Source organism: Armatimonadota bacterium (assembly GCA_018268395.1).
In the GTDB taxonomy this organism is placed as follows: Bacteria; Armatimonadota; Fimbriimonadia; order Fimbriimonadales; family Fimbriimonadaceae; genus JAEURO01.
Map to the genome: position 1 here is coordinate 648,644 of JAFDWQ010000001.1, position 24,633 is coordinate 673,276.

Sequence of the window (24,633 nt, forward strand, 5' to 3'; positions counted from 1 at the left end):
CAGGGTATCTAATCCTGTTTGCTACCCACGCTTTCGCGCCTCAGCGTCAGGAAAGGCCCAGTGAGCTGCCTTCGCCATGGGTGTTCCTCCCGATATCAATGCATGTCACCGCTACACCGGGAATTCCACTCACCTCTGCCTTCCTCCAGTCCGCCAGTTCGCAAAGCAATTTCCGGGTTGAGCCCTGGAGATTTCACTTCACGCTTAACGGACCGCCTACGCGCCCTTTACGCCCAGTAAATCCGGACAACGCTCGCCCCCTACGTATTACCGCGGCTGCTGGCACGTAGTTAGCCGGGGCTTATTCACCAGGTACCGTCCTAAGTCTTTCCTGGTAAAAGGAGTTTACAGACCTAAATCCTTCGTCCTCCACGCGGCGTCGCTGCATCAGGGTTTCCCCCATTGTGCAAGATTCCCAACTGCTGCCACCCGTAGGTGTGTGGGCCGTGTCTCAGTCCCACTCGGGGGGATCATCCTCTCAGACCCCCTACCCGTCGTAGCCTTGGTAGGCCGTTACCCCACCAACTAGCTGATAGGCCGTAAGCCGCTCCCGAAGCGAAAAACCGTTTAATCACCAAGAGATGCCTCTCGGTGGCCGTATCCGGTATTGCCCGGTCTTTCGACCGTATATCCCAGACTCCGGGGCACGTTGCTTACGTCTTACTCCGCCGTTCGCCACTAGACATTGCTGCCTCGTTCGACTTGCATGTTTTAGGCACGCCGCCAGCGTTCGTCCTGAGCCATGATCAAACTCTCCGAAAAAAACGTTCTTGATTCCGCCGAAGCGGGTCAGGCCGTTCTTAGAGAGCTCTTCCGCAAATCCGTCCGGGCTGTGAGGGCCCTTCTACCGGTTCTGCGGGGCTGGTTGAAACCTCTTCGCGATCTCTCGCGACGAGGCTGTTGCGCTGTGTGTCACCACTCTATGGAGCTTTCAATCTGCGGCACCCTTCTTCAGGGGCAAGGGCTATTATAGGCACGCCTTTCCGGAGGAATCAAGGGTCCCGGGAGATATCCCTGGAAAGTCGGGACTTCGGGTCCCTTTTTGTGCCTCACGGCGGTTGCAGACCGACTTCGACCGATGGGCCGCGGCCCGTCCCGGGCCTGCTAGACCACCACAGGTCAAGCCGTCCCCGTCTGCTCCGGGTCCCGTTCCCGGACGCTCATCGGCGGTCGAGTCAGCCCTTCGACCAGGTCTGCGACGAACGACGGCCCGCCATAGATCCAACCCGTATAGATTTGGACGAGGTCCGCGCCCAAGTCCAGTTTGTCCTGGGCGTCCGCGGCCGACATCACGCCTCCCACGCCGATGAAGACCGTACCTTCGGGACAAGACGACTTCAATCGGGACAGCGCCCGGTCGGCCATCGGCTTCAGGGGCGCGCCGGACAGACCGCCGTCTTGACCGGGATCACGGGCCAGTCCGTCCCGTGACACGGTCGTGTTGGTGGCGACGACGCCCGTGAGCCGGGTCGTAGACACGACCTCCGCGATATCGTCCAGCGAGTCGCCGTCTAGGTCCGGAGCGACTTTGACGAACAGCGGTTTGTCTGGATCGATGGCCCGGAGCCTCAGTAAGATCTCGTGAAGCGGCCCCTTCTCTTGAAGCCCGCGCAGCCCCGGAGTGTTGGGAGAGGAGACGTTGACGACCACATAGTCGGCCAGCGGAGCCAACAAACGGAACGAGAACTCGTAGTCCCTTGGCGCCTCGTCCATTGGCGTGACCTTCGACTTTCCGATGTTGACGCCGACCGGAATCCCCGGACGAGCCGTTTCGAGACGTCTGGCCAGGGCCTCGGAACCCTCGTTGTTGAACCCCATGCGATTGATCACGGCGCGGTCTTCGGGCAACCGGAACAGCCTCGGTCTCGCGTTTCCGGGCTGCGGATGCCGCGTGACCGTTCCCAGTTCTACGAACGCGAAACCGAGGTCTTCCCAGCGGTCGATCGCGGTGCCGTCCTTATCGAAACCGGCTGCAAGCCCGACCGGATGTCTGAAATCCACGCCGAACCGTGATAAGGGAAGGTCGCTAGGTCGCGGGGCTTGGACCAGTCCGTGGGACACGGCCCAAAGACCGAGTCGGTGGGCCCTTTCAGCGTCGAGCGAGAAGAGGGCCGGGCGGATCAGGGACTCGTAGAGCCCCATCTACTCCTTGACGGGGGCGGCGACGTACACGAAGTCGCCCAGACCCTTGCTCACCTGGCGCGGGCCCTCGGAGTCGATGCACGTCACGTTCAGCGTCCGCTCGCCCGTCCGTTTGGAGATCCGCCAGTTGATGCCTTGTCCGTACATCATGTGCCCGGATCCGACGACGATCACCATCACCCGGTCCGGCGCGCCCTTCTCGCCCAAGAACTCGAGAGCCGTGTTCGCCATCGCGGTGTCCCAAGTCACTTGGCCGGCGTACATGCCGTCGGCGCCGCTGCCGGCATGTCCGCCGACCAACGCGTCGAAGACGGACCGGTGCTCCTGGTTCCCGAGGTCAAGGTCGGGCACCCACTTCTTCTGAACGTCGGTCAACGACGATGGCCCTTGGCGCGACACTTGGCGCACCCAGTCGCGAGGCACGTTCAGCGCGACAAGCGGCAAGCGGTGCTTCTTGACCGCGTCGAAAACCGGCTTATAGATACGGTAGGGGAAACCCCATTGCTTCTTCCAATCGGACCGGGCCTGGAACTCCTCGTCCGACCACCATCCCAGCGGAAAGGCGCCGAGGTTGCCTTGGTTGTCCCTCGTGAACATCTCCATCCCGACGCAGACCTTGCGGCCGTCTTTGACAAGGGCCTCGATCACTTGTGCCTGCACAGTGTGATGTTCCGGATTGTTGTGGGACTCGCCGACGAAGACGAACCGGACGCCTTTCGCGGCATTGACGACGTCCTTGACGGACGCGCGCTTGCCCGTCGCCGTGTCCGTGAAGCCCGGTTTGACTTCGACCTGGCCCTTGGTACCGATGTCGAGCAGGTACGGATCGCTTTGGACGATCGCTACGGGAAAGAGAGGCATGGCCCATTGTCGTGCAACGGCGTCGGCGAAGTCAACTGGTACCATTGAAGCCCGTGAGGAACGTCCTGCCTGTCGTCGTTTTCGCGGGACTGGCCCTGGTCGCCGGGTGCGGCCCCAAAGACAAAGGCGTCGTTTACCGTGCGCCCGACGACGCGAGTTACAGCGCCGCGCCCGACGATCCTGACACTGAACTCGCAGACCAGTTGCGGCGCGGCGCCGTCCAGATGACGGGAGCCAGCGAGTCCATCGAGGCCGCTCTCGTCGCAGCGCGGGAATACTTGAAGCAGGCCGACGGTGACCTGGCGTCCGCCGCACAGGACCTGGTCGATTTCCTCGACAGCGCCGGCGAATCCGTGTCCGAAGCGGCCGGAGACCCTCCGACCGTCGACGACGTCAAGAAGGACTTCGTCAAGACGGACGATGAACGCAAGAAGCGGATCGAGACCGGGAACGACGCGTTCCGCGACCTGGAACAGGCGCTCGGCGTCGTGACCGCGTTGCAGGACCAAGTCGCCGGCCTGGAAAAGCTCCACGACCTTGTGACTCTGGCCATGGACGATACGGGAGACGCGGTCGAGGCTTTCGGCGGGACGGTTGAGTCCGAGGCCGATCAGGAAAAAGACGGCGGCCCATCGTCGGAACGATAGGGCCGCCCAGCCTTACTTTCGTTTGATGGTCACGGACTTGCCGTCCTTGTCGAACCGTACGGTGAAGTCGCCGTCACCGTCGAAACTTCCCAGGAGCTTCCGTTGCTCGGACGTCAGGTCGTCGACCGTCAAATAGCCCTTCGACTTGTTCTTCTTCAACTGCTCGGGCGTGAGGCTCTCGATCAGTTTGCCGATGTCGCCGAACTTCATGGCATTGGCCGGAAAGTCCTTGAATCCCTTCCAGTCCTTGAATTCCCGGAGCCCCTTCAGGTCGTTCCACTCTTTGCCGTCGAAACCCTTGAAGTCCCAAGTCATCGGTGGAAGGTCCTTGGGCTCCTTGAAGTCGAACGAACCTCCGTCCGGAAGGCCTTTCCACTTCGGAACGTCCTTCAAGGAGTCCTTGAGACCCTTGGAGAACGTCTCCCAGTCCTTCTCGTTCCACTCGGTCTTGGGAAGGTCCTTGAAGGAGTCCTTCAACTCGTCCGACCACTTCTCCCAGTCCTTGGACATGTCCGGCGCGTAGAGGCGCCAGGCCTTCATCGCATCTTTGTCGAACTGTGGCGCCATAAAGGCCTTGCCGTCGGAGCGCGAAAGTCCCCATGGGGCCTCCGGGCGGAGGACGAACGTCCGGCCCTTCTTCGTCACACCCATACCAAGGGCTTCGGCGACGGCCTCGACGGCCTCGTCCGCCGATCGCCCCTTGATGCTGACCGTCAGCCTTTTGTCCTTCGGGATCGAACCGGTCTCGACGACGAAGTCGACTCCGGACTTCTTCAGCCACTCGAACACGTCCTGGGCGGCGGCGTTCCTGAAGTCCATCGTCAAGGTCTTGTCTTGACCGGTCTCGAGCGGATCGAACACGCGCGGTGGGACGAGGTTCGCGGTCGCGATGGTCGCGGCCAAGGCGGCGGCGGCGAATCCGGTGATGGTCAGGACTTTTCCTTTCATGGCAGCTTCCTCAGGAACGGCTCCATCCGCACCTACGGAAGCCGAAGTCCGCAAGGTTCCCGGCTTGGCGACAAAGTCCCATCGTGGGAAGTCCTGTCAGGCGAATCCCTGACTGGGCCGAAGGTCAAGGCCGGGTGGTATCATTGACCTTCGACTCTCTGCGCCTTGGACCGTGTCCAAGACGCCAGAACCCAGACCAGAGGGAGCCCATGAAGAAATACGAAGCGTTTTATATCGTTCCGGCCGCGATGACCGACGACGAAGTCCAAAAGGTCGCCGACAACTTCAAGTCCGTCGTCGAGAAGAACGGAGGCACCGTTGAAACGGCCGGCAAGTGGGAGAAGCGCAAGCTTGCCTACGAGATCAAAGGCCACCGTGACGGCAACTACGTGATCATGCACTTCGACGCTCCGCCGCAGGTCCCTGCCGAGTTGAGCCGTCTCATGAGGATCAACGACAGCGTCATCCGCCACACTATCCTTCTGAGAGAGGAAGCCTCGTGAGCATCAACCGCGTCGTGCTCGTCGGGCGCCTGACCCGAGATCCGGAACTTCGGACGACGACGACGGGCAAGCAGGTGACCGACTTTTCGATCGCCGTGTCCAAGCGCATCAAGCCTTCCGACGGCTCTCCGGACGCCGATTTCTTCCGCGTCTCCGCATGGGGACAGACGGCCGAGTTCGTCGCCAACTATCTCAACAAGGGCCGGCTCGTCGCCGTCGACGGTCGGCTCCAGAGCCGGAAATACACGGACCGGGACGGGAACAACCGCGAGGTCGTGGAAATCGTCGCCGACAACGTCCAAGGCCTCGACAAGCCGAGAGAGGACGCGATGGCGGGCAGCGCCGTCGTCAGCGGGTCCTCTGGGTCCGTCCCGTCGGAAGACGAATTCGATCCGTTTGCAGACGAATGAAGCACTTGCTCGACGACGAAGCGTACGTCCTTCGGAACGATCCGAAAGGGATGTACGCCCTGACGTGCGCGTTTCCTGACCAAGTCTCCGAAGCCGTCGACATCGGCTACAAGGCAGACCTGTCCACAGTTCAAGGACGGCCCGGCCAGGTGCTCCTGACCGGACTGGGCGGTTCCGCCGCCGGCGGAGACTTGACCCGCGCCCTGTTCGAGACGGAAGGGAGCGTCCCTTTCCAGGTGAACCGGGACTACTTTCTACCCTCGTGGGCCGGACCCGAGACGCTCGTGTTCGCGACGAGCTACTCGGGCAATACCGAGGAGACGCTCAGCGCCTATGCCGACGCCAAAGCGAAGGGATGCCGGATCGTCTGCGTCACGAGCGGCGGCCGACTGGCCGAGCTCGCAAGGCTTGAAGGACGGCCCTTGATCGTCATTCCGGCAGGCCAGCCGCCTCGGACGGCCCTGGGCTACCTGTTCGCTCCGGTCGTCACAAGCTGTGAGACCCTAGGACTGCTGCCCAAGCAAGATTGGGGCTCGGCCGTCGCCTTGCTGCGGCGTTGCGTGACGGAGTGGGGCGTAGGATCGCCGTCCGCCACGAACCCCACGAAAGGCCTTGCCGAAGACCTTCACGGCAAGATCAGCGTCATTTATGGTCTCGGCTCTTGGCAAGGACTGGTCGCGGGCAGGTGGAAGGGCCAGATCTGTGAAAACGCGAAAAACCTGACCTTTGCCCATACCTATCCCGAGTTGTGCCACAACGAAGTCTTGGGCTGGGTCAAGGCCGATGGTCAAGGCGTGGCCGCGTGGCTCTCCATCGTGCTCGAGGACGGCACCGAGAGCGCGAAGATGAAGAAGAGGGCCGAAGTGACCGCGAGGCTGATCGGCAACGTCGCCAAAACGGTCCACGTACGGGCACCTGGCGCGTCGTTGATGGAAAAGATGCTCGCCCTGACACTGTACGGCGACTTCGTCTCGCTCTATCTGGCAGCCCTGAACGATGTCGATCCTGAAAACATCGACTCGATCAACATCCTGAAGTCGGAACTCGCCAACGTCCCATAGCCCATCGGGCGGAGGAAGCGCGTTACGAGCCCGGAACCTCTCCGGGCTTACTGGTTGTGCTCTTTCGCCTGTTCGATGTCGAGCGAGATCGGCACCGTCATCATGAAGGTCGATCCCTTCCCGACCTCTGATTCGACCCAGACTTTGCCCAAGTGGACGTCTTCGACGAGGTGCCTCACCAGGTAGAGGCCCAAGCCCGTTCCATAAATCTTCCGGTTGTCTTCGTTGTTCACCCGGTGAAACCGCTCGAACACTTTGTTCAGATGGTCGGCCGGAATGCCGATGCCTTGGTCTTGGACTCCGAGGGTGATCTCGTTGCCACCGTCGTACCAGGCATGAACGAGGACGTCTCCACCCTCCGGCGAGTACTTGATCGCATTGTTCAGGAGGTTCGTCAAAATCTGATCGAACTTGTCCTCGTCTCCGATGATGGTCTCGGGCAGGTCGTTGTGGACCCGCTTGTAAACCGTGTGCTTGGTCGACGCTTGGTTCTGGACGACCACGACCTTGTCCAAGAGGTTTTCGATGTTGAACCTGGTGTAGTTCGGTTTGAGGCTCTCGCCCGCCTCGATCCTGGCCGTGTTGAGGAGGTCGTCGATGAGGCGCCGGAGCCGGTCGCACTCGTGTTCGATGATCTGCAAGAACTCCTTCTGCTCGTCCCTCGTGAACGTATCGTCCATCAAGAGGGTACTGGTGAATCCCTTGATCGCCGTCAGCGGGGTGCGGAGCTCGTGCGACGCCATCGCGACGAAGCTCGACTTCATCTTGTCCAGGTTCTTCTGCTCGGTGACGTCGTTGAGGATGCTGACGAATCCCAGGTTCTTCCCTTCTTCGTTCCTCACCGCAGCACCCTGGACCGTGAACACGCGTTCGGCGTGTCCGACGTCCGTCGTGATCTCGATCGCGGGCATGTCGGTGCCTTGGATGCCCTTGTCGAAGAAGTCCGAGATGGCCTCGTTCTTCAACACCTCCCGGTAGAGCTTCCCGACGACGTCGATCGGGACTTCGAAGATCGCCCGGGCCGTCGCGTTCATCTGGCTCAGTCGGCCCTCAGGAGAAACGAGCACAAGTCCGCTCGTGAGCGACTCGAACGTCTGCAAGAGCTCTTCGCGTTCCTCGACGACTTCACGATAGAGCTGGAGGTTGGCGATGATCGACCCGACGTTCCGGGCCATTCGCTCGAGTAGGCGGACGTCTTCGTCGTTAAAATCTTCGCCGTGGCGCTTGTTGAAGGCGTGCAGGACGCCGATCGTCGTCCGCTCCACGATCCGGTTCTCCTCGTCCCGCTTCTCGATGATGAGCGGGACGGAAATGCCGTTCTGGACGTGCATGATCGCGACCATGTCCTTCTTCGTCCGAGCGTCAGTGGTCGCGTCGTGAAAGATCTGGGGCTCGCCCGAGCGGAAGACCTCGCCGCTCACGCCTTGCGTGGCCCGAACTTTGAACAACTCGAGCTTGCTGTCCTCGACGCCGTAAGCGGGCGGGATCGCGATGAGTTCGCCGGACTCCCGGTCGTAGAACATGATCACGATCTTTTCGGCCTGAAGGATCATGGCGACCCGCTGGACGAGGCGCCGGAGCGTGATGTCTCCTTCCTGGATCGGGGCGACCTCGACTCCAGACTCGACCGACCCGGTCCTGACCGAATCCGTCCGAGAGACGTCTGAAGTCCTGAGATGTTGGAGTTCCGCCTCTAGGTCGGCTATCCGTTTGAGGAGTTCGTCGTTTGTAGAGGTCATCTCAAAAGTACTCGCAACAGGCTAGGTCAGAAGGATGATGATACCAGCCGGAAGCCTCCAAGGCCGGGGCCCCGGGCGGGGGATATAATGCCCTCAATGGGTCACCGGCTTGAGGAAATGCCCCTCTTCCCCTTGGACACGGTGCTCTTCCCCTACGCCCAACTTCAGCTTCATGTCTTTGAAGACCGGTACCGCGAGATGGTCCGCCATTGCACGCAACACGATCAGCCGTTCGGCGTCGTCCTGATACGGTCCGGGGAAGAAGTGGGGGGCCAAGCCGAGCCTTATCTCGTCGGCACCGCCGTCCGTATCGTTTCGGTCCACACGTTCGATGACGGCAAAATGGACGTCCGAGTTCATGGAGAACGGCGATTTCGGGTCCGAAAGCTGGACGAGACGAAGCCGTACCTCGTCGGCTACGTCGAGCCCCTGATCGAACTGGAGGTCGAGGACACACCCCGCGCCGAAGAGCTCGTACTCCGATCACGGGAGTACGTCCAAGCCTATATTGAGAACTACTTCTCTCGCTTCGACGTCAAAGTCGCCAAAATCAAGCTTCCCACCGACCCGACCGCCCTCTCGTTCGTCGTCGCGAACTTCCTTCAGATCGAGAACCTCGACAAACAGCGGCTCCTCGAGACGACGGACACCCTTGATCGGCTGTCCGAGATGATCCCGATCCTGGAACGGCACATGGTCGAGGCCAAAGTCGCGGACGACCATAAGGTCTCGCCCTCCCACTTCCGGGAGTGGATTTTCCCCAACTGACCGGACGCGGTCTCAGCAGAACTGGAACTCAGGCGAACTGAAGACCAGACGACAGACGGCGGACGCCACGTTGTTCGCGTTCGAAGGCGACACGGCCCCTTCAGAGGCGTCGTCCGCCGCCTTCCTCAACTGGGCCCGCTTCTGCTCGGGCAACGTCACGTCGAAAACGGACAGGAGGCGGTCGACCGTCCCCGCAGGGGTCGGATCGTCTGCGAACAGCCCCATCGCCGGATAACGGAGGCTCTGCCCTCCCAACTTGGCCGGACCCTTTGCCGCTCCTCGGGCGACGGTCGCTTCCCCGAACAGGCGTTCGGACCACTTGAGCCGCTCGACCATCGTCGCCGAGGAGATCCAAGCCTCCCCGCTTTTCCAACCGGAAACGTCCGGTGGGTACAGGAGCTCCATGCCCATGGACTTGGTCGCCAGCATCGCGATCGCCGCCGGGCCTGCAGCCCGAAGCCCTTTGAGGGCTTCGTCTTCGGCCAGACGCTTGGCGTGGACGGCACCGACCCCCAACTGGCGGAGAGACGAGAGGCAGTAGACCACGGGGTTCTTGACGAGGTGCCGGACGCACTTCTCGGAAAGGAACTCGGGGGATTCGGCGATCGCCCTGACGAGGGCCTTGACGTCCATTCCCGAGTCACGGAACGCCTTCGCGACGCGCTCGACGACCGCTCTTTCCGGATTGGGATACGCGAACCACGACCACGCCTTCTCGGCGAGGAACACGGCGGTTCGCGGATTGCCCGTCAGGATGCCGAGCACGTCGTCCCCATCGAAGGCCCCTCGATTCCCGAGGATCGACTTTTCACCCGAATCGTGCTGCTCCGACCGGAACAGGAACTGGATCCGGGGGCCCGGCTGTTCGACCTTCAGTTTGGGGCGTTGGGCCGGCTTGGGTGTTTCGACCGTCCTTTGCCCGCGCTTGACGCCATAAGTCCAGCCTGTCAGGGCTCGCGCCGCTTCCTGGACGTCGGTCTCCGTGTAATGGCCGATGCCCAGGGTAAAGAGCTCCATGACCTCTCGGGCGAAGTTTTCGTTCGGCTTGCCTTTCTTGTTCTCGTGGTTGTCCAGCCAATAAAGCATCGCCGGGTCTTTGGAGACGCCCGTCAAAAGGTCTTGGAACTTGCCCGCACAGTGGGTGTAGAGGCATTCCACGTGATCGTGGAGGGCGCCGACGGCGTCGACCTTATCGGCGCTCGTCGCGAAATGGTTGTGCCAGAACACGACGAGTGCGGCCTCGAGCGGGCGGTTCGTCACGAGCAACCGGGTGTAGAACCAGGCTTGGACGCCTTTGACGTTGACGAGGCCCTTGTCGTTGGCAAAGCGGTCCAGTTCGACGACGGGATCCGCCACGGACGCGTACGACAAGAGCCTGTCCAAGGCACCCTTGTAACCGTCTTGGCCGTAAAAGTCCAACTCGGCCTCACTGGCGCCAAGCCCGAACCGTCGCAATAGGTGGGCGACCTTCTCCCGCTCCCCGAATCCGGTCATGGACGTAAAGACGAAGGGCGCACGCTGGAGTTCAGCGCACGCCCTTGGGGCAGTCCGGGCCGAAGCCCGGCGGTTCAGACTTCCTTAACGTCGGTGGACTTGTAGGTCGCCTCGTTGACGAACTTGAAGAGCTTGCTGCCACCGAACTCGGCCGTGAGGGCGTAGCGGACCTGCTCGCCGTTTTTGGTCTTCCGGACCATCTTGGTCTTTCGGACATCGCTATCGGGCACATCGACGTGCGACCGTGTTTTGAGGTTATAAAACTTCATGGTTCTTTCTTACGCCTCTCGTGTTAGTTGGCAACTCTCTGGCATCCAGGCCCGAGCGTTGTCCAAGCTGCCGTGAGTTTGTCCGGTTCAACCACGCTCGCGCAAGCCTAGCGGGCAGTTTTTCCCTGGATTAGCCCCAGGTACGATCCGACTTGGTGAAAGTCCGGCGCAAGAAGGGGGCGATCGTCCTGCCCCAAACGGGCTTCGCGGGCCAGGCCGTCGCCTTGCTGCAGCGGCACAGACTCCGTATCACGGCGCCGAGGCTCCAGGTCGTGCGCGTGTTGGCCAAAGCCGAAACCCCCTTGACGCCCTACGGCGTGCACCAGGAGATCGTAGCGTCGGGCGGGAAGACGGACGTCGTTTCGGTCTATCGGGCCCTCGACACGTTGACCGGGCTGGGGCTCGTCCACCACGTCGGCGTCGTCAACGGCTACGTCGCTTGCCGCCTTGAGGAGACCCACGGCGACCAGGCAGAGCACGTGGTCTGCTCCAAATGCGGCAAAGTCAGGGAGCTCACGATTCCGGACGAGGTGCTTGAAGCCACCCGACGTCAATTGGCCGAGCTAGGGCTCGAAGCGATCGAGACCCGGCTGGAAATCCTCGCGGACTGCGGAGACTGCGGTCAGGCCTGAACGAAAGCGGCCCCGTCCTGAGGGACTGGGCCGCTTCGGCGTGCAACGGACGTGTCGTTAGCGGAACGGGACGGTGACGGTGAACTCCTGCCTCGATCCACCTTTGTAGCGGACGAACTTGACCGCGACCTGGTCGCCCCAGTCGACACCGCCCATCGCGTCGGTCAGGTCCGACACGAGGTTCACGGCGCGGCCGTTGATCGAGACGATGACGTCTCCGGGCTGCAGGTCGACTTTCGAAGCGAACGAACCCGGAGCCACGGTCTCGACGACCACGCCTTTGGCGTCGCCCGGCAACGTGAACTGAGAACGGACGTTCGCGTCGATCTGCTTCACACCGACACCGAGCCTGGGCTTGGCCGTGCGGGCCTGCGGCTCTTCTTGGCCCCTCGGATCCGGCGAACCCTGGCCGAACGGCTGGATCCCGTCGGGGAACGTACCGGAACCGTTGTTCTGCACCGGAGGCGTGTTCGCCTTGACGTCTTCCAATTTGACCTGGACCGACTTCGACTGCTGGCCCCTCAAGTAGGTGACCCCGACGGTCTCGTTCGGAGAGTGGCGATAGAGCGCGATACGCAGATCGATCTCCCGGGCGACGGATTGACCGTCGATCGCTGTGATGACGTCGCCTTCCCGGATGCCTTGCTTGTAGGCGGGAGACTCCGGCTCGAGCTTCGAGACCACCGCTCCGCCCTGAAGGTTCTTCTCCTTCATCTCATAGGGCTTCAGGTCGCGAGGGACGACGCCAAGCATCCCGCGGTCGAACTTGCCCTTGGAGATCAGTTCGTCGGCGACGACCTTGACCACGTTGCTCGGAATGGCGAAGCCGATGCCGGCGCTCGATCCGGTGGTCGTGTTGATCGCCGAATTCACGCCGATGACGTCGCCGTCGACGTTGACGAGCGGACCGCCGCTGTTCCCGGGGTTGATCGAAGCGTCGGTCTGGATCAGCCCCGAATAGACGCGCCAACCGATGCCGTCTGCGACTTGACCGGGGCGGCCGATCGCGCTGACGTGGCCGACCGTGACCGAATCGGCAAGCCCGAACGGGGCGCCGATCGCCAACGTGAGTTGGCCGACCTTGACCTGACCGCTATCGGCCAGGCTCAGGAACGGCAGGTCCTTGGCGTCGAGCTTGACGACGGCCAAGTCGAGTTGCGGATCGTTGGCATGGATGACCTTGCCGACCATCTCTCGTCCGTCGGCCAAGACGATCTTGACCTTGTCCAGGCCAGAGACCACGTGGTCGTTGGTCACGATCCATCCGTCCGAGCGGTAGACGAAGCCGCTTCCGGACCGCACACCCTGGAGTTGCGACATGACGTCGTTCTCCGAATCAGAGCGCGTGTCCGACGTGACGAGGACGACACCCTGGGAGGCGGCTTCGCTCAGCGCTGAAAAGGACGCGTCAAGGGCCTTCAGGTTGGAGATGTCGACCCCGGTGTTCAGAGCGGCCATCTTGAGGTTGACGGGAGACTGGCTGGCGAACAGCGTCGATCCCGGTTTGAAGTTCTGAGCCGCGACGACGCCGAGCACGACGACGGCTCCGGCACCAAAGACAGCCCAAGGACGGTTCAGAAAGTTGCTCATGGTCGGTTCAAATTGAGTCTCTTAAGGAGGATTGTGGCACCGGATCCGGTGCGGCTCACACAGTTCTGAAACGGACCGGGGCCGGAATGGAGTTCCCAGTCCTATCCGGACACCTTGAGAAAGGCCTGGAGAACGCTCTCCAAGACCTCGTCCGGTAAATGGTCGGTCGTACCCTCGGTCACCGCGAAGTACACGCCGTAACGGTCCTGGTCTTGGGGCGCGCTCCGGGGCGCCATCGGCCGCCGGCCCCCGTCCGTCGGCTTCCATTGCCGGACGGTCAGGCTCGCCATACCGTCGGAGAGCTTGATATCGACGAACGCCGATCGGTCGGCCCCGAACAGGTAGGAACCCGTCGCCTTGAACCCGTATGGGAGCTGCTTGGGGACCCGGGGCGTAAACCCGACGTCGTCACGGGCGTCCGCCGCTTTGACCAACTTCTTCGGCGTAGGCTCCTTGACGATCCGGGCCTCCTCCGAAGATGCGGGAAGGGAAAAGCCGCGCTCGGCCGCCTCGCGCCCGAAGGTGACCGATTTCGTCTCGAAAACGACGAACTCGTCGTCGTCCGGCTGGCTCACGACGTACCGCAGGACGGTGTCGTGTTCGGGTTCAAAGTAGAATGTCCGGGCCGGAACCGGCGCGTGCACCGGCACCATTTCGATCGCTTGCACGGCCCGTCCCCCGATATTGTCGCCGTCGCCGAAGCGGACTTTGTAGTTCTGGTCGATCAGCTTCATGCGCCACTCGACCGAGGGCTGCATCTGGACGGGAGAGGCCTGGACGCGCAAGAGGTCTTCGTCACGGGAATAGATCTGGAAGAGTTTTCCGTCATCGATCGACACGACGCCAGAACGTGAGATCGGGTTGATGACGGTCACCATGACGCCCTTTCTCTTGGCGACTTGGACTTTAAGCAACCATTCGGCCCCCGACGGGTCGACGCGGTGCTCAAAGCGCACCGCGTCGACCGCCCTTTGGTTCGACAGGAGCCGCTTCAACCGGGCCTTAGCGCTGACCTGGCCGTTCTGACCCAGGGCCTGCCCGGCGGGCCAGGACGCGGCAAGCGCCGCCAGGGCGACCGGCCACCAGGACCGTCGAGATCGGGACCGAGGGACCACCGGTTCAGCGGTCGCCCGCAAATCCGACGCTCACCACCGGAGCGCCAAGGTCGATCGGGTCAGTGCTCGTCACGTAAGCTTGATCCGAAGCACGGTTGACAGCAGGTTTCACAGGGTTAGGGCGGGACGGCTGCTCCCAAGGGCCGACGACCCGGACGGCGAGCCAGGCGGCGGCGACCGACGATGCGGCGAGCAAGCCCACCACGGCCCAACGTCCGACGTCGGCTTTAGGCTTGCCGAAGACCGCCTCGTTCAACCGGGATTCGAGCCCGGCCGGTGGCGTCGCCGGATCGAAACCGTGGAATTGGCCCTTCAGGCCCTCGAGGACTTGGATCTCGTAGGCGCAGACCGTGCAAGTCTCCGCATGGGCCCTGACGCTCGAAGTCTCGGTCGCGTCGAGTTCACCGTCGACGAGCGCCGAAAGGAGACGCGACGCTTGTTCGCAGGTCATACGAGGCTCACCTCCCCGTGGCGCTCCAGGTAATGGCGCAGCTGCTTGCGGCCGCGATGGATCCTGGACCGGACGGTGCCGATCGACGTGGACATGACGTCGGCGATCTCTTCGTAGGACATTCCTTCGACATCGGCCAAAAGGACGGCCGTACGGAACTCCGGCGTCATCGACTTCAAGCCGAGCTGAATGGGCTCTTCCAGTTCCTCTTGGAGAAGGCCCTGGTCGGCCCCTGACGTCTCGTCCGCGAACTCCCATGTCCGGTTGTCATGCCCGGATTCGAGGCTGACCGTCTTCAACCGTGCCCGCTTCCGGGCCGTGTCGATGTGGACGTTCGTCATGATCCGGAACAGCCACGAAGCGAACGGAAGGGACTCGTCGTACCTGTGGAAGAAGCGGTAGGCCCTGACAAAAGTCTCTTGCAAGAGGTCTTCGGCGTCACTGCCGTTCCCCGTCAAGCGGTAGGCCATGTTATAGGCTTGGCGATAGGTCTGCCCCATCAGGCGCTCGAACAGCGGTCTTCGCTCGTCGCGGACCCCCGTCCATTTTTTGACCCAAGTCGCCAACATCGTACAGCCTCTACCGGAGCATTCTAGCGCAGTGTTCCCGTCCGGCCGCGGTCCTGGGCCAGTACCGGTGCAAATGCCGGCGGTCAGAACAAGCGGGACCCGTTCGGGACGTCGTCGTCGGGGACGCAGAGCACGACCGCCCCGCTTTCGTCGCAAAACCCCGTCACCAGACACTCGCTGACGAACGGCCCGATCTGCTTCGCAGGAAAGTTCAAGACCCCTACGACACGGCGCCCGATCAAAGATTCGGGCGAGTAGCGGGCCGTCAACTGCGCGCTGGAGCGGCGGATCCCGGCCGGGCCGAAGTCGACCCACAGCTTGATCGCGGGCTTTTTCGCCTCAGGAAAGGGCTCGGCCTGGGTGACCGTACCGACGCGGATCTCGACTTTCTCGAAATCCTCCCAAGTGATCGTCTCGGAACTCAGTTCCCGCACAACTGGCGATAATAGCCGATGACTTTGCGGACGTAGTTCTGCGTCTCACGGTAAGGAGGGACGCCGTTGTACTTCTTGACGGCACCGTCTCCGGCGTTGTAACCCGCGAGGGCCAGAACCAGCGCCTCGAACGAGTCCTCGGTCTGTTTCGAATACTTGTCGATGTGCCCACGGACGAGTTTCACCGTCCCCCAAAGGTTCTGCTCGATGTCGTAGGCGTCGGTCAGGCCGAGTTCCTTCTTGTTGACCGGCATCAACTGGCCGAGCCCCATGGCTCCGGCATGGCTGCGTTCCTGAGGATCGAAGTCGCTTTCGGTGATGACGATGGCCACGATGAGCCGGGCGTCGACCCCGAAGTGGGCACTGTACGCCAGGATGCTCTCGGCGATCTTCTCGGCCTGGGCGTCGCTCAGCTTAGGATTGCGCTTCTTGGCGAACGCGGCATACGTCGGGACGACTTTGGCCAACTCGGCGGAAACGCCGGGCGCCGGGCTCGAGACCGGATTGGTCACCACGTTGGGAATGTCCCCGGCCAGCGGCGCAGGACGGCCCTTGGTCCGCGACGACTTGCTCCCGCCTGTCCGAACGGTCCGCGGCGCGACCGTAGCCGTGATCTTGGCGGGCTTGTTCTTCGCTTCGTAATCGGCGACTTCCGACTCACCGGCCGCGGCCAAGAGGGTGGCCCGCAACAGACCGTTCTCGGAAGCCCGTTCGGCTTCGACGATCAAGCGCGCCGCGACATTGCCCGATTTCAACCAGGCGGGCGCGCCGTTCGAGCGTACGAAATGTTGTTCTCCGCCTGGCCCTTCGACCATGAGGAGTTCGCTTTCGCCCGATCCCACGACACCTTTGACCGTCCCCTTGATCTCGACGACTCTCTTACCCACGATCGAGTCGATCGAAGCGACGTCCGCCGTAGAGACGATGCCGTACTGCCGACGGGCTTTGACGTACTCGTCAAGGCTCTGCGCCCAGACCGTCGGGAACAGGCAGACAAGCGACAGGATCAGGATGGCTTTCAGGGGTTTCACGGCGTCTAAGGACTGGCGGACAGGTCGGGATTCGAACCCGAGAGAGGATTTCTCCCCTACCCACTTAGCAGGCGGGCGCTTTCGACCACTCAGCCACCTGTCCGTTGCGGGCTATTCTACATCTTCGGTCGAAAGACGTGCTGGGTGCAGTATGAAGTTCGGGCCGCGACCGACCGACAATCATACTGGGCCGACACAGAGCGGCCGTAAAGACTTGCCGAGGGCAAGACGCAAGCGAGATAGGGTAATCGGCGCCGCCAAATGGGACTGCGGCGCCTTTTTTTGTGCCCGGAAGGCCCCGTGACATTCCCTGAACGCGTCCGTACCTCGTGATCCCGCCGGTCGATCAAGTCCGCTCGCTGCCGAACATAGAAAAGCATGGTTCCGCCCGTTCACCGTCCGAGCCTCGAAGGACGCTCTCCACAGGCCTCCCCGTCAGGAGCGGCCGAGGCGCCCCGTGCGACCCTGGAGGACGATCCTAGGAAACACGTTAAGGCGGAGCCGCCCGAGGGCCCTGACCCGTTCGTCTCCGTAGACGTCTTTGTCTGACCCATACCTACCCGATACCTAACCGGGGGCCTGTCCGGCCCCCCTTAAGCTTCCCAGAGTCATCGGCAGGTCGAGGACGTGGAGCACGCGGTCCGCGGTCCGTGAGTCCACACCGGCCCCGGCCCGAACAATGTTGCGGCGCTCTCGAAGGGTCGCAGCGTCCAACGAAGCCCGAACGTCGTCGCTCACGAAGACCTTGACCCCTCGCCATCGGGCTTTGATCCAGGCCCGGTGCCCCCAGTCGGACAAGACGCCGGATCCTGCCAGAAAGAGGACCGTCCTCCAATAGGTCGCCGCATCGGTCCCGAACGCAGGAGCGAACGTCATCAAGACCTTGGTCCAGAACATCGGACCGAGAAGACCTGTCAAGAGCCGGTCGGCCAACATCGAAGGTGACTCGCTTTCGACTCGATCCAGTTCGATCCACACGCGTCCGGCTCCGTGAGGAGTGTAACACCGTTCGGCCCGTTCCGGGATACACTGTCAAGCGGAGTCGGCCGGGCGACGGCCTCTGGTCATCCAGGGGAGGAAAGTCCGGACTTCACAGGGCACGGTGCCCGGCGCAAGCCGGGGCGGGGCGACCCGACGGAAAGTGCAACAGAAAGCAGACAGCCCGCAAGGGTGATGGTGAAACGGTGCGGTAAGAGCGCACCAGCGTCCCGGGTGACCGGGGCGGCTCGGCAAACCCCACCGGAAGCAAGGCCAAATAGGAAGGCGGCGACCCTGCCCGGCGAGCCTTCGGGTTGGCCGCAGAGACAAATCGTCGCACAAAGACAGAATCCGGCTTACAGGCCGACTCCACCCTTTCAGCCGATCTTCGAACGCAAGACCCGGTCTCCGAGCATGGATGCCACTTGCCCGATGATCGGTTCGACCGGACGGTCGTCCGCATGGCCGATCGGGATCCCCAGACCCCGGAATTCTGACGCCACCCGCTCCGCCACGGGCGACACGCCGGTGCCTGACAAGTCGGTCGTGGCCGCGCGCCCGTGTCGGACCAGCAGGGCCCGGACCGCGACGGCGAGTTCGATCGCGATCACGCCCCGCGCCACGGCCACCCCTTCATAAGCGGCCCGGCACGCGTTCGCACCCATGCTCACGAAGTCCTCGGCCTCGTTGCCTGTCGTCACGTTGCCCACGCAATACGGCATCGAACGGGTCTTGAGTTCGCTGACCATGGAAGCGGCGGTGTATTGCGCGATCATCCAACCGGACTTAACGCCCGATGGATCGTCGACGACCAGGTGACGGGGAAGGCCATAGTTCCGGCGGTCGTTAAGGAGTTTCGTCACGCGACGCTCCGAAATGCCGGCCACCAGTGCCATCGCGGTCCGAAGCTGGTCGGCGGCGAAGCTGAGGGGCATCCCGTGAAAGTGGGCCCCGGACAGGACACGCCCGTCGACGACGACAGGATTGTCGGTCACGGAGTTGATCTCGGTCTCCACCACGCGCCGGGCTGCCTCGAGGGCGTCCCAAGCCGTTCCGTGGACGACGGGGCCGCACCTCAGGCAGTAGTCGTCTTGGACACCGTCGAAGACGCCACCGGCGACCGTACGGGCGCCGATGACGGCGTCCGAGGCCCGGCCGGCGGAGACCGTCGACTTCGAACCCGAAAGGAACCCGCGGACCCGGTCTGCGCTGGCCACGACGCCCTGGTGGGGCCGCAACGATTGGAGACCGGGGTCGAAAGCGTCCACGACGCCGCACATCGCTTCGACCGACAAGGCCAAGGCAAGGTCGGCGTGCCACAAAAGGTCGTCGAACGCGGCGACCGTCAACGCGCTCCAGGCCGACATGAAGGACGTACCGTTGTTCAGGGCCAGACCCTCTTTCGGGCCGAACGTCGACTCGGGCCCCTCGACGCCCGGAAACTCTTCGGACGGGCGATAACTCAGAGGCTCGACGCCGTGTCGGTCCAACAGTCCTTGGTCGACAGCCCGCACCTTTCCTTCGACCCACACCGCCCCTCGGCCCATCAACACGAGCGCAAGGTGCGAAAGAGGAGCCAGATCGCCGCTCGCTCCGACGCTTCCGAAGGTGGGGACGACCGGGACAAGGCCGCTGTTGTACAAGGAGCAGAGGGCGGAGACGACGCTCGATCGGACGGCCGACGGCCCAAGGGACAGCGTCCTTGCCCGGACGGCCATCGCCGCTCTCACGATGTCCTCTCCGAGAGGCGTGCCGTGGCCAGAACTGTGGCTGAGGATCAAGTTGTCCTGGACCGTTCCCCGCTGGTCCGATGGGACGGTCGGCCGGTTTCGGTTATCTCCGAACCCCGTGTTGAAACCGTACAGTCGGCTGTCGTCGCTCCGAAGCCTTTCAACGACCTGGCGCCGGACGGCGTCGATCCGGGCCCGGTCTTGGGGTTTGACGTCCAACCGGACTTCAAAGCGCGACGCACGGACGACGTCGTCGACCGTCAGTTTTCGCGAGACGTCGAGATGGGCAGGCTCCGCCATGGGCTCAACTCAACGATCGGACGGTCTCGACGAGGTCGGAAAGAGGCACGGTCGTGTTCTTCGACTGCCGGGCGGCTTCGGGGTCGGCGACATCGGTCTCCGGCGTCACGGACCGCAAGGTGACGTTGCCTTGTTCTTGCTCGTCCGGACCGAAGAAGACCGCGACCGGAATCGCGTTCCGGGCTGCGAACCGGGTCTGGAGCTTCAAAGTCTCCGCGGGATCGGGATAGACCAGCGTCCGGAACCCAGCCTCGCGGAGTTGGCGCGCGACCCTCATCGCACCCGGAAGCCAGTCCGGTTTCGTGATGACCAAGGCGTCGGCGATCCGCTCCGAGCACTCGGCGGGGACCCGTCCGAGATCCTTCAGGGCCTGCTCGATCCGGTCGAGTCCGAACGACGCTCCGACACAAGGCTGAGCTTCCCCTTCGATGAACACCATGTTGTCGTACCGACCGCCACCCGCAAGGCTCCCGTACGTCCACAAAGGACAGTGCGCTTCGAACACAGGCCCAGTGTAGTAGTCCATCCCACGGGCGAGGCAAGGGTCGAACCGGACGCGGTCGAGGGGCGCACCGGCCTCGACGGCGCATTCCAAGACCGACCGCAGCGCGGCGCAGTCGGCTTCGACGGTCGGAAACGCTTTGGCGAACGCCTCCAGGGCCTCGAAAGCGTCCTTCTGACGGTACGGCGTCAGATCGGACAGGAGGGACAAGATCTTGTCCGAAGCTTTGGCGCCCGCACCTGAAGGATCGACTTTGTCCCCGCCCTCCCGCTCTTTCACGAGCCCCTCCAGGTAGGCCTTGACCGGCGTCGGATCCTGGCTGGACGGCATCTTGTCGATCGTCCGCACGAACGTGAGTTCGTCGAAATAGGCGTCCGCCAAGAGCGCGTAGACGCCCTTCAGGACACCCCGTGTGTTCACGTAGACCACGGTTTCGGGCAACCCGACCGACTCGAAGCCCTTCAGCAACCAGTACACGGTCTCGGCGTCGGCGGTGCCGAGAGGCGCCCCGACAAAGTCAGCGTCGCACTGGAGGAACTCCCTCCAACGGCCGCGCTCGGGCTTGTCCTGACGGTAAGCGTAGCCGACCTGGTGCCGCGGGAACGGGAGACGGAGCCTGTGCTGCTCGACGACGCGTCTCAGAGAGACCGTCTGGTCAGGTTTGAGGCAGACGTCGTCGCCGTGCTTGTCCGTGAAGCGGAAGGTCGGCTGGTCGCCGACTCCTCCCTGTTTGGCGAGGACGTCGACCGGCTCAAGGCCGGGGGTCTCGGACAGGTTGAAGCCGAGTTGGCGGTAGACGGCTTGGAACCGTGCGAGGATCCACTGTCGAAGAAGGATGTCGTCGGTGAACCTGTCTTGGGTTCCGGGATAGTTCGTCAGCAAGGGATCCTCTTGAAATTGGTCCCCAGGATGAGAGTCGAACTCATGACGTCCGGTTCCACAGACCGGTGTTCTACCACTGAACTACCTGGGGCCGAGCCTCCGCCACGTGCGGGCGGTGAGAGAATTTACCCGCTTCGTTGACCTTGAGCGGGGTCCCTAAGCCGCAGCCCTGAGCAACCTCTCGGCCTCGTCCCGCCGCACGATCGTGTCGAACGACAGGAGCCGTCGCGCCTCTGCGAAACTCGTTTCGCCCTGGACGATGAGCTTGACCGCGGACGATTGCATCGCAGAATAGCCGTACTGGGGCGCCACTTCCCGGATCGACTCGATCGGCCGGTGGTCCGAGATCATTTTGGCGACTTCGCCCGTGACGGGCATGAGTTCGTGGACGGCCATCCGACCGCGGAACCCAGATCCCGCGCATTGGTCGCAACCGATGGAACGCCACACCGGGGTCGAGGCGTCCCCGGCGCCGAACGAGTCCAGAATGTTCGCCTCCTCCAAGGTCGGCAGGGACTCCTCCTTGCAATGGTTGCAGAGGACGCGCAGCAACCGCTGCGACATGATCCCGACGAGCGACGAGCCCAACAACAGCGGGTCGACTCCCATGTCGATGAGCCTCGGGATCGCCGATGGTGCGTCGTTCGTGTGCAACGTGCTGAGCACCATATGGCCCGTGATCGAGGCCCGGACCGCCGTTTCCGCCGTCTCTTGGTCCCGGATCTCGCCGACCAGCACGATGTCCGGATCCTGTCTGAGGATCGCCCTGAGCTGCGAAGCGAACGTGAGCCCCACCTTGTCGTTGACCTGCGACTGGCTGACGCCGTCGATCAGGTACTCGATCGGGTCTTCGCAGGTCATGACGTTGTTCCGGCCCGTCTTGATCTCGTTCAGGGCCGCGTACAGCGTCGTGGTCTTACCGCTGCCCGTCGGGCCTGTGACCAGGAAGAGGCCGTAAGGCCGTTCGATCAGTTGCTTGAAATTGACGAAGTTGACGTGGTCGAACCCGAGTTCGTCCAATCGCTTCAGGCCCACGGCTTTGTCCAAGATCCTGAGGACGATGCGCGAACCGAAGTATCCCGGAAGGACGGAAACGCGAAGATCGACGACCCTGTTGCCGAGTTCGGCCGTGATGCGGCCGTCCTGCGGGACGCGGCTTTCGACGATATCGAGGCCCGCCAGGATCTTGATACGGGTCGTCAGCATCGGCCCGAGCTTGGAAGGGATTTCACGGAGCTGGATGAGTTGTCCGTCGATCCTCAAGCGTATCTCGATGCGCTCGTCTTGCGGCTCGATGTGGATGTCGCTGGCCCGCCGGTTGATCGCATCGGTGATCAACTGGTTCACGAGGCTGACGACGGGCCGGGTGTCCTCTTCCCCGAGGACGGCCTTTTCGGCCCGGCTGACGTCTTCGACCTCCCGCACGTTGAGCATCGCCTGTCGAACGATGTTGTCGACGGCCACGGAGCCGACCGCTTGCTCCTTCGTGTTGAGGCCCATGTCCTCGATGCAGCGCTTCAGCTTGGTCTCGTCGGCCAAGAACGGTTCGATCCGCATGCCCGTGACGTTCCGGACGAGGTCGATCGTCTCGATGTCGTCGGGGTTCCTCATCGCAAGGAGCAACAAGTCGCCTGTGATCCGGACCGGAATGACGGCGTTGTCCCGGCAGACGTCTTGGCTGAGGCGCGCCATCGCTTCGGGATGCGGCGGGTCTTGGTCCAGGTGCCAGCACGACACCCCTTTCTGGGCCGAAAGCGCCTGCAAGAGCAGTTTTTCCGAGACGAAGCCCATTTGGACGAGGATCCGTCCCAGCGGACGCGGAGCGCGGCGTTGATCTTCCAACGCTTCGTCCAGTTGGACCTGCGTCACGACTTTCCGCGAAACGAGAATCTCACCCAGTTGCTTGCGCATCAAGCTCATTGCGACACACGGCCTCTCCGCCCTGATTACATTTTCGGGAGAGCCTGGCCCGATGGCGGACGGCAAGAATGCGGGGATTGGCCGCCGGCCGCCCGACGTCGGGGAACCCCTGCCAGGCGCTTGTGGCGTCAGTGCGGCCTGCGGTGGAACAACTCGGTCGAAGCGATCATCTGGTTCGGGTCGAGTTCGAGGGCCTTGCGGAACGCCTCCAAGGCCGCCTCTTCTTGTCCCAGCCTGCGGTAACAGACGCCGAGGAGCGCAAAGGCCTCCGCGTACGACGGGTTCAAAGAAGTCGCCTCGCGGAACTCCTCCATGGCTCGTTGGATCTGGTCCGTCTCGAACAGGGCCTGTCCGTACCGGACATGGAGGTCAGCGTAGCCAGGACTTAGTTCAAGAGCGTTCCTGAAGCACTCGGCCGCGTCTTCGTAACGGTGCTGCCCCATCATCCGGTCGCCCCGGATCGAAAGGAAGTCAGGGTCGTCCTGGCCGGTCGGGCGGACCTCCCTCAGCTTTTTCGCGGCTTCTTCCCAGCGGCCCGAGTCTGCCAGTTCGATCGCACACTTGAAGACGGGCGTCTCCAGTCGGCGGTCCAATGACACGCCTTGGACGGCGCGGGCCAGACCGTTCGTGTGGTCCCCGCTCATGATCATCATCGAAGCCTGAAAGAGGACGGCCATACCGTAGTTCGGATTGATCCGGAGGGCGGCCTCGACCTCTTCGTTCCGTTTGGAGAACTCCCCGAGCGCCTCGTGGGCGAGGGCCAAGGACATGTGAAGGTCGGCATAGCGCGGCCTAAGGACGACCGCTTCGCCCAAGAGGTCGATCGCAGACGTATAGTCGCCGTCGGCGATCGCCGCCTTTCCGAGACGTCCGAGCGCCCCCGCAAGGTACGACTTCGCCCGCTGGCGCAAGGTCAAGTCGGGTTCGACCGAAGCCACCTGTCGGAGCCCGTCGACAGCGACGGCGTACTCGCCCGCTTCGTACGACCGGAGCGCCGCATCGAACGACTCGTTGCGTCCAAAACCGAACCACTTGCCAACAAACGCCATAAAGGTCTTCCTACGTTTCTCGGGCCCGTTCCGCCTCCTGAGCCGCCGGAGGACTCAGTAAGCGGCCCGATACGCCACGATCGCTGCCGCGACATGGACGTTGAGGGAACGGCCCTTTCCTAACATCGGGACATAGACCGCTCCTGCGCAGTGCCGAAGGACGCTTCCGTAAACCCCGTTGACCTCGTTTCCCAAGACGAAGCACACCCGGTCCGGATACTCGAAGTCCGTATAGCACTGCGCACCATCTGCGATTTCGACGGCCACCGGCGTCCATCCTTCTGCGATCAAAGACAAAACCGCCTCTTCGTGACCTCGGTAGGAGCGGGTTGCGATCCGACGATGATGACCGAGGCTCGTGACGCCGATCATCGGGTCCGGAGGGACGGGGGTATGACCCGACGTCACGACCAGTTTCGCTCCGACGGCGTCCGCGACGCGGTAGAGGCCCCCGACGTTGTACGCGTCGTCCCAGTCCTGTAGAAAAAAGGCGATCTCGACCTTGGGCGGCCGATCCTGTCGGAACGATCGGTGAAGGCGCCGGACTTCGGTCTTGCCCTTGAGGGTCTTGCCTTTCGTTCGAACGGGCTCCACGGGCCGTGTACCTT

General features: G+C 62.8%; 24 protein-coding genes, 2 tRNA genes, 1 rRNA gene and 1 other RNA gene (1 of these 28 running past the window's edge). 7 read left to right on the top strand and 21 right to left on the bottom strand.

Annotated features, from left to right (window positions below; genetic code table 11):
• The 3 genes from JST30_02915 to JST30_02925 form a co-directional block, all read right to left on the bottom strand.
• A 16S ribosomal RNA gene (locus tag JST30_02915) occupies positions 1-762 on the bottom strand; it reaches 733 nt to the left of the window's first position.
• A 357-nt stretch (positions 763-1,119) separates the two neighbouring features.
• Positions 1,120-2,142, bottom strand: coding sequence for a quinone-dependent dihydroorotate dehydrogenase (locus JST30_02920; GenBank protein MBS1713271.1), 1,023 nt, complete (start codon positions 2,140-2,142; stop codon positions 1,120-1,122).
• Complete coding sequence (locus JST30_02925) at positions 2,143-3,003, bottom strand: ChaN family lipoprotein (GenBank protein ID MBS1713272.1); 861 nt, start codon at positions 3,001-3,003, stop codon at positions 2,143-2,145.
• Positions 3,004-3,056: 53 nt separating this feature from the next.
• Here JST30_02925 and JST30_02930 point away from each other — a divergent pair, with 53 nt between their 5' ends.
• Positions 3,057-3,650, top strand: coding sequence for a hypothetical protein (locus JST30_02930; GenBank protein ID MBS1713273.1), 594 nt, complete (start codon positions 3,057-3,059; stop codon positions 3,648-3,650).
• 12 nt (positions 3,651-3,662) lie between these two features.
• Here JST30_02930 and JST30_02935 read toward each other — a convergent pair whose 3' ends face one another.
• Positions 3,663-4,598 carry a LytR C-terminal domain-containing protein gene (locus JST30_02935; protein MBS1713274.1) on the bottom strand — a complete coding sequence of 312 codons (936 nt, stop codon included), beginning with the start codon at positions 4,596-4,598 and terminating at the stop codon, positions 3,663-3,665.
• A gap of 209 nt (positions 4,599-4,807) precedes the next feature.
• Between JST30_02935 and rpsF the strand changes: the two genes are divergently transcribed.
• Genes rpsF through JST30_02950 form a run of 3 tightly spaced genes read left to right on the top strand, consistent with a single transcriptional unit; the run spans position 4,808 to position 6,572 of the window.
• A complete protein-coding gene (gene rpsF, locus JST30_02940) occupies positions 4,808-5,101 on the top strand; it encodes a 30S ribosomal protein S6 (protein MBS1713275.1) in 294 nt (97 codons plus the stop codon).
• The gene (locus JST30_02945) at positions 5,098-5,511 is read left to right on the top strand and encodes a single-stranded DNA-binding protein (GenBank protein ID MBS1713276.1); all 414 of its coding nucleotides are present in this window, start codon (positions 5,098-5,100) and stop codon (positions 5,509-5,511) included. The genes rpsF and JST30_02945 overlap by 4 nt, the downstream gene beginning before the upstream one ends.
• The gene (locus JST30_02950) at positions 5,508-6,572 is read left to right on the top strand and encodes a bifunctional phosphoglucose/phosphomannose isomerase (protein MBS1713277.1); all 1,065 of its coding nucleotides are present in this window, start codon (positions 5,508-5,510) and stop codon (positions 6,570-6,572) included. Before JST30_02945 ends, JST30_02950 begins: the two co-directional genes overlap by 4 nt.
• Positions 6,573-6,619: 47 nt before the next feature.
• Here JST30_02950 and JST30_02955 read toward each other — a convergent pair whose 3' ends face one another.
• Positions 6,620-8,311: a GAF domain-containing protein gene (locus JST30_02955; GenBank protein ID MBS1713278.1), complete on the bottom strand. Its 1,692-nt coding sequence runs from the start codon at positions 8,309-8,311 to the stop codon at positions 6,620-6,622.
• Positions 8,312-8,407: 96 nt separating this feature from the next.
• Here JST30_02955 and JST30_02960 point away from each other — a divergent pair, with 96 nt between their 5' ends.
• Positions 8,408-9,079: an LON peptidase substrate-binding domain-containing protein gene (locus JST30_02960; GenBank protein ID MBS1713279.1), complete on the top strand. Its 672-nt coding sequence runs from the start codon at positions 8,408-8,410 to the stop codon at positions 9,077-9,079.
• Between the two features lie 12 nt (positions 9,080-9,091).
• Here the strand turns inward: JST30_02960 and JST30_02965 are convergent, their stop codons facing one another.
• Both JST30_02965 and JST30_02970 read right to left on the bottom strand, forming a co-directional pair.
• A complete protein-coding gene (locus JST30_02965) occupies positions 9,092-10,573 on the bottom strand; it encodes a DUF1800 domain-containing protein (GenBank protein ID MBS1713280.1) in 1,482 nt (493 codons plus the stop codon).
• 74 nt (positions 10,574-10,647) lie between these two features.
• Entirely contained in the window at positions 10,648-10,842 is a 195-nt protein-coding gene (locus tag JST30_02970; protein ID MBS1713281.1) for a hypothetical protein, read from the bottom strand.
• 155 nt (positions 10,843-10,997) lie between these two features.
• Here JST30_02970 and JST30_02975 point away from each other — a divergent pair, with 155 nt between their 5' ends.
• Positions 10,998-11,474 carry a transcriptional repressor gene (locus tag JST30_02975; GenBank protein MBS1713282.1) on the top strand — a complete coding sequence of 159 codons (477 nt, stop codon included), beginning with the start codon at positions 10,998-11,000 and terminating at the stop codon, positions 11,472-11,474.
• A 57-nt stretch (positions 11,475-11,531) separates the two neighbouring features.
• On the opposite strand, the gene JST30_02980 is transcribed toward JST30_02975, so the two are convergent.
• The 8 genes from JST30_02980 to JST30_03015 all read right to left on the bottom strand — a co-directional run bounded on the left by JST30_02980 (position 11,532) and on the right by JST30_03015 (position 17,600).
• Positions 11,532-13,064: a PDZ domain-containing protein gene (locus tag JST30_02980; GenBank protein ID MBS1713283.1), complete on the bottom strand. Its 1,533-nt coding sequence runs from the start codon at positions 13,062-13,064 to the stop codon at positions 11,532-11,534.
• A 101-nt stretch (positions 13,065-13,165) separates the two neighbouring features.
• Positions 13,166-14,200, bottom strand: a complete 1,035-nt coding sequence (locus tag JST30_02985; protein ID MBS1713284.1) for a hypothetical protein — start codon at positions 14,198-14,200, stop codon at positions 13,166-13,168.
• Positions 14,184-14,630: a zf-HC2 domain-containing protein gene (locus JST30_02990; GenBank protein ID MBS1713285.1), complete on the bottom strand. Its 447-nt coding sequence runs from the start codon at positions 14,628-14,630 to the stop codon at positions 14,184-14,186. The genes JST30_02985 and JST30_02990 overlap by 17 nt, the downstream gene beginning before the upstream one ends.
• Positions 14,627-15,199: a sigma-70 family RNA polymerase sigma factor gene (locus JST30_02995; protein ID MBS1713286.1), complete on the bottom strand. Its 573-nt coding sequence runs from the start codon at positions 15,197-15,199 to the stop codon at positions 14,627-14,629. Before JST30_02995 ends, JST30_02990 begins: the two co-directional genes overlap by 4 nt.
• 83 nt (positions 15,200-15,282) lie before the next feature.
• Positions 15,283-15,624, bottom strand: a complete 342-nt coding sequence (locus tag JST30_03000; GenBank protein MBS1713287.1) for a tRNA-binding protein — start codon at positions 15,622-15,624, stop codon at positions 15,283-15,285.
• Positions 15,621-16,664 carry a lytic transglycosylase domain-containing protein gene (locus JST30_03005; GenBank protein ID MBS1713288.1) on the bottom strand — a complete coding sequence of 348 codons (1,044 nt, stop codon included), beginning with the start codon at positions 16,662-16,664 and terminating at the stop codon, positions 15,621-15,623. The genes JST30_03000 and JST30_03005 overlap by 4 nt, the downstream gene beginning before the upstream one ends.
• A gap of 13 nt (positions 16,665-16,677) precedes the next feature.
• A tRNA-Ser gene (locus JST30_03010) sits at positions 16,678-16,767 on the bottom strand.
• A 464-nt stretch (positions 16,768-17,231) separates the two neighbouring features.
• Entirely contained in the window at positions 17,232-17,600 is a 369-nt protein-coding gene (locus JST30_03015) for a hypothetical protein (GenBank protein MBS1713289.1), read from the bottom strand.
• A 102-nt stretch (positions 17,601-17,702) separates the two neighbouring features.
• On the opposite strand from JST30_03015, the gene rnpB reads away from it, so the two are divergent.
• Positions 17,703-18,017, top strand: an RNA gene (gene rnpB, locus JST30_03020) — RNase P RNA component class A.
• 2 nt (positions 18,018-18,019) lie between these two features.
• Here the strand turns inward: rnpB and JST30_03025 are convergent.
• The 6 genes from JST30_03025 to JST30_03050 all read right to left on the bottom strand — a co-directional run bounded on the left by JST30_03025 (position 18,020) and on the right by JST30_03050 (position 24,619).
• Positions 18,020-19,672, bottom strand: coding sequence for an aromatic amino acid lyase (locus JST30_03025; GenBank protein ID MBS1713290.1), 1,653 nt, complete (start codon positions 19,670-19,672; stop codon positions 18,020-18,022).
• Between the two features lie 4 nt (positions 19,673-19,676).
• Positions 19,677-21,056: a histidine--tRNA ligase family protein gene (locus tag JST30_03030; GenBank protein MBS1713291.1), complete on the bottom strand. Its 1,380-nt coding sequence runs from the start codon at positions 21,054-21,056 to the stop codon at positions 19,677-19,679.
• A gap of 16 nt (positions 21,057-21,072) precedes the next feature.
• Positions 21,073-21,147 (bottom strand) — tRNA-His (locus tag JST30_03035).
• A gap of 65 nt (positions 21,148-21,212) precedes the next feature.
• Positions 21,213-22,967, bottom strand: a complete 1,755-nt coding sequence (gene tadA, locus JST30_03040; protein MBS1713292.1) for a Flp pilus assembly complex ATPase component TadA — start codon at positions 22,965-22,967, stop codon at positions 21,213-21,215.
• Positions 22,968-23,104: 137 nt separating this feature from the next.
• On the bottom strand, positions 23,105-24,025 hold the full coding sequence (locus JST30_03045) for a tetratricopeptide repeat protein (GenBank protein MBS1713293.1): 921 nt from the start codon (positions 24,023-24,025) through the stop codon (positions 23,105-23,107).
• Positions 24,026-24,079: 54 nt separating this feature from the next.
• Entirely contained in the window at positions 24,080-24,619 is a 540-nt protein-coding gene (locus JST30_03050) for a tRNA methyltransferase (protein MBS1713294.1), read from the bottom strand.
• Positions 24,620-24,633: the final 14 nt, after the last annotated feature.

Bases quoted from the DNA above. Each gene is read 5' to 3' on its own strand.
- JST30_02970 (MBS1713281.1), bottom strand. From the start codon at position 10,842: ATGAAGTTTTATAACCTCAAAACACGGTCGCACGTCGATGTGCCCGAT.
- JST30_03015 (MBS1713289.1), bottom strand. From the start codon at position 17,600: ATGTTGGCCGACCGGCTCTTGACAGGTCTTCTCGGTCCGATGTTCTGG.
- JST30_02960 (MBS1713279.1), top strand. From the start codon at position 8,408: ATGGGTCACCGGCTTGAGGAAATGCCCCTCTTCCCCTTGGACACGGTG.
- JST30_02935 (MBS1713274.1), bottom strand. From the start codon at position 4,598: ATGAAAGGAAAAGTCCTGACCATCACCGGATTCGCCGCCGCCGCCTTG.
- JST30_03025 (MBS1713290.1), bottom strand. From the start codon at position 19,672: ATGGCGGAGCCTGCCCATCTCGACGTCTCGCGAAAACTGACGGTCGAC.
- JST30_02920 (MBS1713271.1), bottom strand. From the start codon at position 2,142: ATGGGGCTCTACGAGTCCCTGATCCGCCCGGCCCTCTTCTCGCTCGAC.
- JST30_02995 (MBS1713286.1), bottom strand. From the start codon at position 15,199: ATGTTGGCGACTTGGGTCAAAAAATGGACGGGGGTCCGCGACGAGCGA.
- rpsF (MBS1713275.1), top strand. From the start codon at position 4,808: ATGAAGAAATACGAAGCGTTTTATATCGTTCCGGCCGCGATGACCGAC.
- JST30_02990 (MBS1713285.1), bottom strand. From the start codon at position 14,630: ATGACCTGCGAACAAGCGTCGCGTCTCCTTTCGGCGCTCGTCGACGGT.
- JST30_02925 (MBS1713272.1), bottom strand. From the start codon at position 3,003: ATGCCTCTCTTTCCCGTAGCGATCGTCCAAAGCGATCCGTACCTGCTC.
- JST30_02965 (MBS1713280.1), bottom strand. From the start codon at position 10,573: ATGACCGGATTCGGGGAGCGGGAGAAGGTCGCCCACCTATTGCGACGG.
- tadA (MBS1713292.1), bottom strand. From the start codon at position 22,967: ATGCGCAAGCAACTGGGTGAGATTCTCGTTTCGCGGAAAGTCGTGACG.
- JST30_02955 (MBS1713278.1), bottom strand. From the start codon at position 8,311: ATGACCTCTACAAACGACGAACTCCTCAAACGGATAGCCGACCTAGAG.
- JST30_02980 (MBS1713283.1), bottom strand. From the start codon at position 13,064: ATGAGCAACTTTCTGAACCGTCCTTGGGCTGTCTTTGGTGCCGGAGCC.
- JST30_02950 (MBS1713277.1), top strand. From the start codon at position 5,508: ATGAAGCACTTGCTCGACGACGAAGCGTACGTCCTTCGGAACGATCCG.
- JST30_03045 (MBS1713293.1), bottom strand. From the start codon at position 24,025: ATGGCGTTTGTTGGCAAGTGGTTCGGTTTTGGACGCAACGAGTCGTTC.